Annotated in this window: 12 protein-coding genes; 7 read left to right on the top strand and 5 right to left on the bottom strand. The window is 34.9% G+C overall.

Annotation, left to right across the window (positions count from 1 at the left end; translation table 11 throughout):
* Nucleotides 1-24 precede the first annotated feature (24 nt).
* Together E0W69_RS14290 and E0W69_RS14285 are read left to right on the top strand one after the other, a co-directional pair.
* Nucleotides 25-1,005: an energy transducer TonB gene (locus E0W69_RS14290; RefSeq protein ID WP_131330736.1), complete on the top strand. Its 981-nt coding sequence runs from the start codon at nucleotides 25-27 to the stop codon at nucleotides 1,003-1,005.
* A 96-nt stretch (nucleotides 1,006-1,101) separates the two neighbouring features.
* Nucleotides 1,102-2,400, top strand: coding sequence for a bifunctional folylpolyglutamate synthase/dihydrofolate synthase (locus tag E0W69_RS14285; RefSeq protein ID WP_131330735.1), 1,299 nt, complete (start codon nucleotides 1,102-1,104; stop codon nucleotides 2,398-2,400).
* Between the two features lie 137 nt (nucleotides 2,401-2,537).
* On the opposite strand, the gene E0W69_RS14280 is transcribed toward E0W69_RS14285, so the two are convergent.
* From E0W69_RS14280 to porX, 5 genes are all read right to left on the bottom strand, one after another.
* Nucleotides 2,538-3,776, bottom strand: coding sequence for a dicarboxylate/amino acid:cation symporter (locus tag E0W69_RS14280; protein ID WP_131330733.1), 1,239 nt, complete (start codon nucleotides 3,774-3,776; stop codon nucleotides 2,538-2,540).
* A gap of 63 nt (nucleotides 3,777-3,839) precedes the next feature.
* Nucleotides 3,840-4,811, bottom strand: coding sequence for a phosphate acyltransferase PlsX (gene plsX, locus E0W69_RS14275; protein ID WP_225321270.1), 972 nt, complete (start codon nucleotides 4,809-4,811; stop codon nucleotides 3,840-3,842).
* 248 nt (nucleotides 4,812-5,059) lie between these two features.
* Complete coding sequence (rpmF, locus tag E0W69_RS14270) at nucleotides 5,060-5,257, bottom strand: 50S ribosomal protein L32 (RefSeq protein WP_131330731.1); 198 nt, start codon at nucleotides 5,255-5,257, stop codon at nucleotides 5,060-5,062.
* A gap of 61 nt (nucleotides 5,258-5,318) precedes the next feature.
* The gene (locus tag E0W69_RS14265) at nucleotides 5,319-5,876 is read right to left on the bottom strand and encodes a YceD family protein (protein WP_131330729.1); all 558 of its coding nucleotides are present in this window, start codon (nucleotides 5,874-5,876) and stop codon (nucleotides 5,319-5,321) included.
* A gap of 114 nt (nucleotides 5,877-5,990) precedes the next feature.
* Nucleotides 5,991-7,547 (bottom strand): T9SS response regulator signal transducer PorX, encoded by a 1,557-nt coding sequence (porX, locus tag E0W69_RS14260; RefSeq protein ID WP_131330727.1) that lies wholly within the window; start codon nucleotides 7,545-7,547, stop codon nucleotides 5,991-5,993.
* Nucleotides 7,548-7,711: 164 nt separating this feature from the next.
* Here porX and E0W69_RS14255 point away from each other — a divergent pair, with 164 nt between their 5' ends.
* The 5 genes from E0W69_RS14255 to E0W69_RS14235 all read left to right on the top strand — a co-directional run bounded on the left by E0W69_RS14255 (nucleotide 7,712) and on the right by E0W69_RS14235 (nucleotide 13,536).
* Nucleotides 7,712-8,935, top strand: coding sequence for an HD domain-containing protein (locus E0W69_RS14255; protein ID WP_131330726.1), 1,224 nt, complete (start codon nucleotides 7,712-7,714; stop codon nucleotides 8,933-8,935).
* A gap of 126 nt (nucleotides 8,936-9,061) precedes the next feature.
* Nucleotides 9,062-10,105 (top strand): UDP-3-O-(3-hydroxymyristoyl)glucosamine N-acyltransferase, encoded by a 1,044-nt coding sequence (lpxD, locus tag E0W69_RS14250; RefSeq protein ID WP_131330724.1) that lies wholly within the window; start codon nucleotides 9,062-9,064, stop codon nucleotides 10,103-10,105.
* 50 nt (nucleotides 10,106-10,155) lie between these two features.
* Complete coding sequence (locus E0W69_RS14245) at nucleotides 10,156-11,565, top strand: bifunctional UDP-3-O-[3-hydroxymyristoyl] N-acetylglucosamine deacetylase/3-hydroxyacyl-ACP dehydratase (RefSeq protein ID WP_131330722.1); 1,410 nt, start codon at nucleotides 10,156-10,158, stop codon at nucleotides 11,563-11,565.
* Between the two features lie 99 nt (nucleotides 11,566-11,664).
* On the top strand, nucleotides 11,665-12,588 hold the full coding sequence (locus tag E0W69_RS14240; protein ID WP_131330720.1) for a helix-turn-helix domain-containing protein: 924 nt from the start codon (nucleotides 11,665-11,667) through the stop codon (nucleotides 12,586-12,588).
* Between the two features lie 78 nt (nucleotides 12,589-12,666).
* Complete coding sequence (locus E0W69_RS14235; RefSeq protein WP_131330718.1) at nucleotides 12,667-13,536, top strand: hypothetical protein; 870 nt, start codon at nucleotides 12,667-12,669, stop codon at nucleotides 13,534-13,536.
* Nucleotides 13,537-13,655: the final 119 nt, after the last annotated feature.

Below are 13,655 nucleotides of genomic sequence, written 5' to 3'. Positions count from 1 at the left end.
TATTTCAATTGGAAATTTTGACAGATGAATTCTACTATTTCGACATATTCTGAAGGCGGAAATAACAAAATCAATATTCGCGCGGGTATTTATACCGCTATATCTTGTGTTGTTTTGGCTTTAATATTTTTATTTATTCGTTGGCAACAAACCCCTGCTCCTGCAACTGCCGTGCAAGATGATGGAGGTATAGAGGTGAATTTTGGAAATAGTGATCAAGGTATGGGGGATATTCCTCCAATGGTTCCTGGAGGTCCAGCTCCAGAGGCTGAACAACCAAAAGAAGATGTGGCCCCTCCTGCTGCGGCTACGCATGAAGACGAAGAGGAAACGTACAAGGAGGTTGCGGATAATAATGACAAAGACGTACCTACAATTAAGACCTCTCCAACTCCCAAAAAAGTAATCAAAGCAGAGAATAAACCTGTCGAAAAGAAAGAAATTAAAAAAGTAGAAAAAGAACCTACTCCAACTAAAACAGAAACAAAAAAGCCGGCTGCAGTGATGCAATCAACCGCTTCCAAACCTAAAGTGGAAATGCCAAAAGCTGTATATAAAGGTGGCAAAGGTACGGGTGGCAATGGTGCAGATAGTTACAATGGTGTAAAAAGTCAAGGTATTGCGGGTGGTCGTGGTGACCAAGGTAAAATGGGCGGAGATCCTAATTCGGATAGTTATAATGGTACGGGAAAAGGAACTGGTGGTTCGGGTTCAGGTACTGGCAATAGCGGTGTATCTATTAAAAGTGGTTTGTCAGGACGTCGATTCAACGGATTCCCGTCCTTCGAAGATAGTTTTAACGAAAATGCGCGTGTTGCTGTGGATATCGAAGTTAATGAAGCTGGTCAAGTGACTTCGGCTTCTATCAATCCGCGTGGAACAACGACTACGAATAGTAATATTTTGAATATTGCCAAAAGGCGTGCTCGTCAGTTGAAATTCAATAAAGGCGATGTAGAAAGCCAATCAGGAACCGTACAATTTAATTTCAAATTGAGAGGATAAATTTTGAAAAAAATAAAATAACAAAAGCCTTGCGTAAGTAAGGCTTTTGTTATTTTATACAAACATGTAACTTGCGCTTCAATTACAATCGAAATAATGAATTACGAAGAAACATTAGCCTATTTATACGAACAGTTACCTATGTTTAGTAGGATAGGAGCATCGGCGATTAAAAAGGATTTGACCAATACATTGGCACTTTGCGAGGCATTGGGTAATCCTCAGAATAAATTTAAAACGATTCATATCGCCGGTACGAATGGCAAAGGTTCAACAAGCCATTTTTTGTCTGCCATTTTTCAAACCGCTGGTTATAAAACAGGATTGTATACTTCGCCACATATCAAAGATTTTAGAGAGCGTATTCGAATAAATGGAGAATTATGTTCCAAAGAATTTGTAGTTGATTTTGTAGCGCGAATTAAGCCTGCAATGGAAAAAATTGCGCCATCATTTTTCGAAATTACGGTGGCTATGGCATTTGAATATTTTGCGCAGGCAAATGTAGATATTGCGATTATCGAAACGGGTTTAGGTGGTAGATTGGATAGCACGAATGTAATCTTACCAGAGTTAAGTGTTATTACCAATATTGGTTGGGATCACATGGATTTATTGGGAGATACTTTGGCTAAAATTGCAGGAGAAAAAGCAGGTATCATCAAACCAAATGTTCCTGTTGTAATTGGAGAATATGTGGAAGAAACGCTTCCTGTATTTCAGGAAAAAGCTAATAAAGAGCATGCTCCATTAGTTTTGGCATCAGAAGAAAGAAAAGTCATTGCTTCCCAATATCTCGGACAAACAATTATTGTAGAGGTAGAATCTGAATCATCCAAACAAAAGAATACATACACGCTTGATCTTCCGGGTATTTATCAGACGAAAAATTTATTGACCGTTCTTGCGGCTATTGATGAAATGAATAAAAAAGGTTGGAATATCTCCAATGAAATTATTCAAAAGGCTGGACAAAATATTAAAAATTTGACCGGACTACATGGTCGTTGGGAAGTTTTACAAAATAATCCTGTACTTGTTTCAGATGTTGGTCATAACAAGAATTGTATGATTGAAATTGCGAAGCAAATTAAGTTGAGTCAATTCAATCATCTTTACATAATCTGTGGATTTGTAAAAGATAAGGATTTTGATAGTGCATTGTTGGAATTACCAGCTGACGCAACTTATTTCTATACAAGAGCACATATTCCAAGAGCTTTAGATGAAACTTCATTATTAGAAGAAGCTACTAAAATTGGTCGGCCAGGAACGGCATTTCCCGATGTGAATACGGCCATTGAACATGCTAAAAGTATTGCATCGAAAGAAGATATGATTTTGGTATGCGGAAGTGTGTTTTTGGTAGCTGAGATTGATGATAAATGGAAATAAATACAGTTTTTCATGCGAAAAGCTTAATGTTTCAAGCAAACTGCAAAGAACCGAATTCAAGAGATCTTATAAATATAAACATGTTCACTCGTGTAATTATAAGAGGGACGAATGGTACTTGTGTGCGTGTTGGTTCTTTAATTTGCTAATTCTTTATCAGTATATTTTCTTTTTCCATCCATAATTCTACTAATCAACATTCCACTAGCCGTATCTCCTGTTACGTTCAAAATAGTAGCAAATGGATCGACTAAAGTTCCAATCGCCATGGCAACGGTGAGTGTTTCTGCCGGTAATTTGTATACGGAAATAAACAAAATTTCACCCAGGTAACCTCCATTGGGAACACCGCCTTCTACCATGCTTACAATAATGGTAATAAGGATGGCACTAGTAATCGTGTCCATTCCAGTATATGGCTTATGTAAAACGGCAAATACGGTGGCTATTTTTATAATAGAAGAAATAGAACTTCCTTCTTTGTGCAAAACGCCGCCGAGTGTGATAACAATATTTCGGATAAATGGAGAAATACCCATTTTTTCTGCAGCTTCAAGATTGATGGGAATACTAGCGATACTACTACAAGTGCCCACTGCAGTAATCGTTGGTATGATATTATTTTTCCAATAAATGCGAATCATTTTCCGACCTCCCCAAATAAATGCATAAAGAGAGAAAAATACCAACATATAAATGATGCCGACACCGTGATATATCGCTAATGCATGACCATAAATACCAAACATTTGAGGCCCTAATGTGCTGATCTGCGTAGCCATGTATGCTCCTAGTCCGAATGGGGCAATTTTCATAATCAAGCCTAAAAATTGCGTCATGACTTCGTTGCCAGATTGGATAAATGCTTTAAATGCTTGCCCTTTTTCTCCTGATTTTCGAATAGCAAATCCCATTAAAGCAGAGAATATCATTAATGCGAGCATATTTCCCTTGGAAAGTAATTTGTAAAAATTATCCACGGTCAACATACTGGTAATCTGATCTCCAAGATTACTCACTTCTTCTGTATTAACCTTTTGCAAAGGGATTGCCGGTTGTGGTATTGGAAAAAGAAATACGCCAATGGTAGTTAAAATAGCAGCGATTACAACAGTGAGAATAAATACAAAAATCGTTACCAAAAATAATTTACCCATTTTGGTTTCCTTGCTTTCAATATTCGCAATAGAATTGGCAATGGTAAAAAATATCAATGGAACGACCGCAATAAAAAGGAGATTGAGAAAAATATCGCCAAGCGGCTTGACTATTTGAATTTTAGGACCAAATATTACCCCTAATAAACAACCAACAACTAATCCGGATAAAAGAATCAAACTACTGCCGTAGTTTTTGAGAAAGTTATTTTTAGTCATATTTTCCTAAAATTAAATAGCTAGATTTCTATCGAAAGGTACGAAATCTAGCTATTTAAACAATTATGCTTCAGCACTTACAGAGGCAAATGCTTGTTCTATTTTTTGGCAAAGGTGTGTGCTTCCCATTTTGGCAGCTTGCACGAGCATATTACAAAATGCTTTATCATTGCTTATGCCGTGTCCGATAATTACAGGTTTGTCCACACCCAAAATAGGCGTACCTCCATAATTTTCGTAATGAAATTGACCAAAGAATTCATCTTTTTCCAATTTTCTATGAACTGCGACTTCGTACATGGATTCTGCCATTTTTAAAACGACATTTCCTGTAAATCCGTCACAAACGATAACGTCTACTTTATTTTTAAAGAAATCTCTTCCTTCTATATTTCCTTGGAAATTAATATGCTTGTTTGCTTTCAAAAGTGGATAGGTCGCTTGTGCAAGGATGTTTCCTTTGCCCTCTTCTTCTCCTACATTTAAAAGTCCGATGCTTGGATTGTTTTTACTCAACATTTCTTCCGCATACAAACTACCCAAAATTGCAAATTGATTTAATTGTTCTGGTTTGCAATCAGAATTTAAGCCTACGTCTAATATTAAACCTGTGGAACCATCCAATCTTGGAAGAAATGACGGGATCGTAGGTCTTAATACACCTTTTACAGTTTTAAGCGCATACATCGTACCGACCATCATCGCGCCCGTGCTACCTGCACTAGCAAATGCGTCGATTTTTCCAGAAGCCAATAAATGAAAACCAATGGAAATGGAGGAGTGTGGCTTTTCTTTCAATGCTTTGGTTGGATGTTCATTGAATCCAATAACTTCCGAAGCATGAACTATTTGAATATTGGGATGACCATTTAACTGAAATTCTTCAAAAAGCGGCGTTAGCTGCGCTTCATCGCCGATACATACAATTATTTCAGGATGGGAATTGTTTTCTAAATATAATTTTACGCCTTTTACAGCTTCCTTGGGCGCATAATCGCCGCCCATCATATCTAAACCAATTTTTAACTCAGACACAATAACTTAATTTATTGAAAATGATAGGTATAAAATTTTCTGGCAAAGTACAAAAAAATGAAACTCGTCAGAACATTTTAATTCTCAACTTATTAAACAATTTAGGTTCAAATAGTTGACCATTTCGGTTTATTTTATAAAAAATTAACCATTTATGAGATAGAAATTATCTCCATAAAAAAACACAAAAAGGCGTTGAATCTTGACAATTCAACACCTGAAATATGTTATTTCAATGAGAAATAATCTTAGATAGCTTTAGAAGGAGCTTTTTCAGCTACAACTTTACCTCTATAATATAATTTACCTTCAACAACGTGTGCTCTGTGACGAGGATGAATTTCGCCAGTAGTTGCATCTTTACTTAATGTAACTGTTTCAGCTTTATAATGCGTTCTTCTTTTTGCACTTCTTTGTTGTGAATGTCTGCGTTTTGGATGTGGCATGACGATTTACTTTTTAATGTTAAAATTTTTATTTACTTCTTTCTTGTATCGCTACAAGAAATTAATTTTCATCTATGTTTTTGAACTTGTCTAAATCCTTCCAGATAGAATTTTCATTTTTTGCTTCTTCTGTAGCATCTTTTTCCATTTGGGAAAGTTTAGCCAATACTTCAGGATTACACAAGGATTTGCCTTGCTCATCTTCTCCACAATAATGTGGATTGGGGATACTCAAACTGATAAATTCGTATATCCAGTCGGCGATTTTAACGTGACTTTCTGTTCTGCTGATGTAATAAACGTCAGGATCTTCTTCTGCTTCGTTCATTTCATCCGGATTTTCTACCATCTTAACAACGATATTAAATTCGTCCCATAATTGCAATGTCAGTGGATTACCACATCGATCACATAAAGAGTCTACCGTACCAGAAATGTCAAATTTTAATAACAGAAAACCATTTTCTTTTTCAAGTAAAAGTTTCACTTTTGCCTGACAATTATCAAAATCTTGTTCGCCATAAGGCTCAAAGAACTTATCATCAACTTGATACTCAAATTCATGTTTACCAAGCTTCAACCCCACAAATGCAATTTCGAATACTCTACGGTTGCTCATGGTTAAAATTTAAGGGATGCAAAAGTACAAATTAATTGCGAATTACCAAGCGAGCATTATTTAATTACAAAAATAAACAAATTAGTATTTTTTATTGTATTGATATTCAATTGTTTATTTTGATTTCAAAGTAATTACAGGAATGATCATTTCTTCCAAACTTACCCCTCCGTGTTGAAATGAATCCTTATAATAGCTTGCATAATAGTTATAATTATTGGGATAACATAAGAATCCATCTTCTTTTGCGAAGATAAAACTGCTATTTATTGTAGGTGAAGGAAGTCCAGCTTCTGCAGGATTTTTAAAAGCAAATACTTCTTTGGGGTTGTAATTAAGATTACGTCCATGTTTGTATCTTAGGTTGGCGGTAGTTTGTTTGTCCCCAACAACTTTGTAGGGCGTTCTTACACGTACGCTTCCGTGGTCCGTGGCTACAACAATATTCACTTTCTTGCCTTCCAATTTTAATAATGCTTGACGCAAAGGACTGTTGCTAAACCAACTTTTGGTCAAACTACGGTACCCTTTTTCATCTGAGGCTAATTCTTTTAGAACTTCCATCTCGGTACGTGCATGACTGAGCATGTCAACGAAATTGTACACAATCACATTCAAATCATTGGAAAGTAAATTGAGGAAATTGTTATTCATCTCTTGTCCTTCTTGATGATTGAGCACTTTTGTGTATGAGAATTTAAGATCTCCATGTCCATTTTTTTTCAAATAATTCTCTAAGAAAAATGCTTCATGTAAGTTTTTACTACCATCATCATCATCATTTTTCCATTTATCTGGATATTTTTTCTGAATTTCTAAAGGTAACATTCCTGCAAATATGGCGTTGCGGCTATATTGTGTTGCTGTTGGTAATGTTGCATAAAAGCAATCCTCTTCTTCAATGCGAAATAGATCTGTAAACATGGGTTGGATTGTTTTCCATTGATCAAAACGCAAATTGTCGATCAATATAAAAAACGTGGGAATCTCTTTATTTAGCAATGGAAATAACTTGTTTTTCAACAAAGTATGGCTCATGATGGGAGCATCATCGTCTTTTGCGTATAACCAATCCGCATAATTTCGATAGATATATTTGTAAAATTCTGTATTGGCTTCTTGCTTTTGTGTTTGAAAAACTTCCATCATTTCTGGGCTGTCAGATTTTTCCATTTCCAATTCCCAATATTCCAATTTTTTATATAAATCAATCCATTCTTTATAATCCAATGATCCACTCAATGCGGAAAATAATTGCCCGAATTGCTGTTGATAAGCACTTGTTGTTTTTTCTGCCACCAAACGTTTATTTTCTAATAATTTCTTGAGAGAAAGTAAAACTTGATTTGGGTTAACAGGCTTGATGAGATAATCCGCGATTTGACTTCCGATTGCATCATCCATTAGATTTTCCGTTTCATTCTTTGTAATTAGAACGACGGGTAAATTATGGTAAGATTCTTTAATTTTAGATAAGGTTTCTAAACCACTTATGCCTGGCATAGATTCATCTAAAAGCACAATATCTGGCTGGATAGATGGCAAAGACTCCAACGCATCAAAACCATTTGAGAAAGTCTCGATCTCATATCCTTTTGCTTGCAAAAAAAGTTGTTGAGATGTAAGACTTTCAATTTCATCATCGACCCAAATGATTTTACCTAGAGACATAATTTTCCATTTTTAAAATTCTAAAATAGTAGAACATCTGTTGTGCGTTTGTAAAAATGTACCCTTAATTACAAGGTAAAAATTGAACAAAATCGCAATAAGTTGCAATTTAGTGAATTCATTTTCTATATTTTACAGAGATTTGTAGAAATATATCATAAAAAATGGCGCAATCCTTCCGCAAAATTATCAATGATCCGGTTCATGGCTTTATTTCCATTGATTCAAAAGATATTTTCGAAATTATCGCTCATCCTTATTATCAGCGTTTGCGCAGGATTAGACAGATGGCATTAGCGCCATTAGTTTATCCAGGAGCTGTGCATACAAGATTGTTACATTCCTTAGGTGCATATCATCTAACAGGATTGGCAATTGACGAATTGAAGAAAAAAGGCGTAGAAATTTCCAAAAAAGAGGAATTTGCGGTGAAAGCTGCCATTTTGTTACATGATGTGGGACACGGACCATTTTCACATGCATTGGAGCATTCGCTGGTACGTGGTGTAGATCATGAGATTATTAGTTTGTATATAATGGAAGTGCTCAATGAGCAAATGGGCGGAAAATTGGACCTCGCGATTGCTATTTTTTCGGGAAAATATCACAAGCCATTTTTACACCAATTAATTAGTAGCCAAGTAGATATGGATCGTTTGGATTATTTATCTCGAGATAGTTATTTTACTGGAGTAAGTGAAGGTGTGATTGGTTATGATCGTATTTTGCAAATGTTAGCCGTGCAAGAGGATGAGTTAATGATTGAGGAAAAAGGTATTTATAGTATCGAAAAATTTCTCATTTCTCGTCGTCAGATGTACTGGCAAGTGTACATGCATAAGACCGTCTTGGCAGCGGAGAAAATGCTTGTGCGAATAATGCGTAGAGCCACGGAAATTTATCACGATGATGATCTTCAATTGAAAATTGGTGGGCCATTAGATTTTTTCCTAAAAGGATTTAAAGGAAAAATGACACGTGATATTTTAGATAAATTTTGCAAATTGGACGATAATGATGTAATTTTTGCTGTAAAAAAATGGGCAAATCATCCAGATAATGTTTTGTCTAAGTTAGCAAGTATGTTGCTCAATCGCAAATTATTAAAATGTGTAATTCAATCTCAACCTATAGACGAGGATTTGTTAGAAGAAAAGAAGGCTATTGCATTGAAAAAAGGATTGTTTACTTCTGATGAAATAGATTACTTCATATTCAAAGGTGAAGCGACCAACACAACCTACAAGCCTGCGGATGAAAATATCCAGATTTTATATAAAAATGGCATTATAAAAGATATTGCAGAAGTTGATAATGCATTGATATCTAGTACTTTATCAATTCCTGTAAAAAAGTATTATATCTGTTATCCGAAAGAGTGTAAATAGGTTGATATATGAATTTTAGACGAATAAGAAGTTTCTGTTAATTTACTTATTATTAAAAAGGTATATTTGCCGTCCAAATAGCAGATAATTTTGTGGATGACATATTATTTGCGTAAATAAAATAGAATGCAATTTACAGCAAGCCAATTGGCACAGATTATCCAAGGGGTAGTGGAAGGCGATGAAAACGTGAGTGTCCAATCCTTTGGAAAAATTGAAGAAGCAAAATCTGGTCAATTAAGTTTTTTATCTAATCCTAAATACGAAGAGTATCTCTATTCTACAGATGCTTCTATTGTAATTGTTAATAGTGATTTAGTCTTAAAAGATAAAGTAAAGGCGACTTTAGTAAGAGTGTCTGATTCTTATAGTGCCTTTGCAACCTTATTGGATCTTTATTCCAAATTGAGAATGTCGCATCATGTTGGCATTGAGGCAAAAGCTTCTATTCATTCAAGTGCCAAAATAGGAAAAGATGTATTTGTTGCGGATTTTGCTTACATCAGTGCAAATGCAGAAATTGGAGATAATGTAAAAATATATCCAGGCGTTTTTATAGGAGAAAACGTTAAGATTGGTGACGGTACGGTGATTAATGCGAATGTATCTATTTACCATGATTGTATCATTGGTAAAAATGTAATCTTACACGCAGGTATCGTTATCGGTTCTGATGGATTTGGTTTTGCGCCTAATCCGGATGGCTCTTATGCTAAAATACCGCAGATCGGAAATGTTGTAATTGAAGATAATGTGGAAATTGGTGCAAATACAACTATTGATCGATCTACAATAGGTTCTACATTTATACGTACGGGTGTAAAATTGGATAACCTGATTCAAATTGCACACAATGTAGAAGTTGGCGAAAATACTGTAATCGCAGCACAAGCCGGTGTTAGTGGTAGTTCCAAAGTGGGCAAGTATGTAATGATAGGAGGGCAAGTTGGTGTCGTTGGTCATATACGCATTGCTGATTTTACTAAAATTAATGCGCAAAGTGGTGTGACGAAATCTATCACTGTACCTAAATCTTCTGTAACGGGAACGCCAGCTTATAATTTTAGCGCGATGGTCAGAAGCCAAGTATTGATGCGTGGTCTTCCTGATATGCTAAAACGATTGGAAGAATTAGAAAAAGAAATCGAATTACTAAAAAATAAAAATTAAATTTTTTCTCGAGAATTGTACTTTTTAGTACAAAAGGAAAATCTGAATTTATGGCTATAAATTTTAATCCCGACAAACAACACACGATTGGTGCTAGTATTGATTTAAAAGGTATTGGTTTGCATACTGGAGAAATGGTGCATCTACATATTACCCCTCTTGAATCAGGATCTGGATATCAATTTGTAAGATCAGATTTAGAAAATGCGACTCCCGTAAGAGTTGATTGTGATAAAGTATCTGATACTGGTAGAGGTACTGTTATTGATCTCAGTGTAGGTAAAATATCTACAATTGAGCATTTGATGGCAGCATTTGTTGGTTGTGGCGTGGATAATGTTTTGGTAGCTGTTGATGGACCTGAAATTCCCATTTTAGATGGTAGCTCTAAGTATTTTGTCGAAGCGATTGAACATGTTGGCGTGGTTGAGCAAGATGCGGACAAAGAGTGGTATACAATCTCTGAGGTTATAACTTTTAAAGATGAAGAAAAAGATGCACAATTGACTGCATTACCATCTGATCATTATTCCATCACAACTTTGATTGATTTTAATAGTCCTGTATTGGGTAGTCAATATGCTACATTAGAGCATGTTGCTGATTTTAATACAGAATTTGCTAATTGTAGAACATTTGTTTTTTTACATGAATTGGAGCCTCTTTTAAAAAATAACTTGATAAAAGGGGGAGATTTAGATAATGCTATTGTTATTGTAAATCAACCAGTAGACGATGAGACAAAACAACATTTGAGTAAGTTATTTAATAAAGAAGGTATTGAAATCCCATCTCAAGGTTATGTAAATCATATTGCTTTGCGCAGTCCTAATGAGCCTGCACGTCATAAATTGTTGGACGTTTTAGGTGATCTGGCCTTGATTGGTTATCCTATAAAAGCTAAAATTATTGCAAATAAACCAGGACATAAAACAAATGTTGGTTTTGCTAAAGAAGTTAAAAAATATGTTAAGAAGTTAAAACTTCAAAAAGGTTTACCTGTTTACGATCCGACAAAAGCACCTGTTTATGATGCGATTGCGATCGAAAATACATTGCCTCATCGTTATCCATTCTTATTAGTGGATAAGATTATTGAACTTTCTGATACACATATAGTTGGAGTGAAAAATATTACGTTCAACGAACAGTTTTTTCAAGGACATTTTCCTGGAAATCCAATTATGCCAGGTGTATTGCAAATAGAAGCGTTGGCTCAAACTGGTGGCATTTTATGTATCAATGCCATGAATGACGGTGCGAAATACGATACTTATTTCATGAAAATTGATAATTGCAAATTTAAACAAATGGTACGTCCTGGCGATACAATGTTGTTGAAAATGGAATTGAGTGCACCTATAAGAAGAGGTATCTGCGAAATGCGTGGAACGGTCTATGTAAATGGAAAATTAGCAACCGAAGCGGATTTGGTCGCACAGATTGTAAAAAGAAAGTAAAATAATGTAAAATTAAACGAGAGAATCTTTCAAAATGTTGTTTCAACATTGATTTTCTCGTTTTATATTCATTTAAACAATACTTTTGCATTTCGTATTATGTTGCAATCGAGTTTAAATCAAAATATATCCAATCTAAAAGAAGGTCTAAATCTAAATCTTTTATTCGAACACAAGCAGTCGATGCAAGATGCTGTGAATGTGACGATTAGAAGATATGAGGCTGATGATGATTCTGAAGAGATGCATCGTCTTGATGCGGGAGAGATTGTATATAATTACAATTCTGGAAAAAATGGGCGTGAAAAATATTTAGACTTAAAATTCTGTATTTATGGCAATTGTTATTGTGAAAAAGATTGTAACGGTTGTGTTTTAAAACCTGAAATAGCAACAGTCGATTATTTTAATTTTCGATTTGACTCTATTTTTTTACGAAAATTAGTCACCAGCAAAACGTTTAAAACTAGACGCGAAAAAGTTTTAGCATTCAAATATCCGAAATCATTTAATAAATCCATTCCCATGGAAGATCGTAATAAATCGGTCTTGAATGCGTTGTTAGATGTGGATCATAATCAATCCTTAGACAATATTCTTTTACATTCCAAGGTGAGCGAACTTTTACTTTATAGTATGGAAGTGCTCAATGAGGAAGTTATGGAAATGCCAAGTTGCCCATTCTTGTTAGAGGCAGAGGTAGTTAATCGTATTTACGATGCAAGAGATATCTTGGAAGACAATCTCGGTACGCCTTTAACTATAAAAGAATTGAGCAAGAAAATAGCCATGAATGAGTGCTATTTGAAAAAAGGATTCAAAGAATTGTTTGGAACGACTATCTTTGAATTTTATCAAGATAAAAGAATGGAAAAAGCTCGATACCTTTTGTATGAAAAAGGATTGAATGTAACGGAGGTTTCTGAGCTATTGGGTTATTCATCTATTTCCCATTTTTCTACAGCATTTAAAAAATTTACAGGATTAAAACCTTGTGAATTATTGATGAAGCAAAACTTTTAATTTGTTCCCATTACCGCACTGCAAAGAGATTTACCATAAGCGTAAGTAACATTTGTTTTTTTGAATAAATATTGTAAAGTGAAAAAATCGATTTTTGCGGCTGTATTATTTGCAGCATTGGCGCCTTTAAGTCTATTGGCGCAACAATTGGATAATAGTGAACCTCAACAAGAAAGACCCGTTATGAAATTTAAAGACGGATCAGGTGTAGGTAAAAAAGGGGAGTGGTACTTCTCTTGGGGATATAACAAAGAGTGGTACACAGGAAGTAATCTTCATATCAAACAGCCGTCTTTGGGCAATGATTACACCATTGTTGATGTAAGAGCGCATGATCATCCGGGCTGGGATCAAGACTTTTTTCACAAGGCAATATCCATACCTCAATATAATTATAGATTGGGATTTTATTTCAAAGACAATTGGGCATTTGAAATAAATTTTGATCATACCAAATACGTAGTTTCTACCAATCAACTTTTGCATATTAAAGGAACTGTTAATGGTCAACAAGTAGATGAATTTATAAGCAATAGACCAGATCCAACAACAGGACAAAGATTTTTGCAATATCAATTAAACAATGGTGCTAATTTCTTGATGGCCAACTTGGTACATAGAAAACATTTAACTTCATTTAATACTAATTGGTTTGATGCTGCATTATTATTGAAAGGTGGTTTAGGTGTAATGATCCCACACGTGGATGCTAAGATTGATGGCAAGCAAAATAATGCAGACTTTCAATTTGGTGGTTTCGGGGCAGATGCGGAAGCCGCGATTAGAGGTACTTTCGGACGTTATGTGTATTTAGAATTTGCCAATAAAGTAGTTGGTACAGCTTATTCTCATTTGCATATATATGATGGTTCTGCAAAGCAAACATTCGGTACATATGAAATGGTATTAAGTTTGGGTATCGTTTTGCCAGGAAAAAGAAAAGGATAATTTTCTAATTTCAACTTATAGGAATTAAGGTCAGAATATTAATTCTGACCTTTTTGTTTTACAAATTGGGAAAAAAAAGAATAATTAGAAACTTTTTAACAAAAGAAATCTATGTTTCC

The sequence above is a fragment of the Rhizosphaericola mali genome (genome assembly GCF_004337365.2).
GTDB classification, from domain to species: Bacteria; Bacteroidota; Bacteroidia; order Chitinophagales; family Chitinophagaceae; genus Rhizosphaericola; species Rhizosphaericola mali.
The sequence above is the reverse complement of the archived record's forward strand: the minus strand, read 5'-3'. Positions and strand labels throughout refer to the sequence as shown.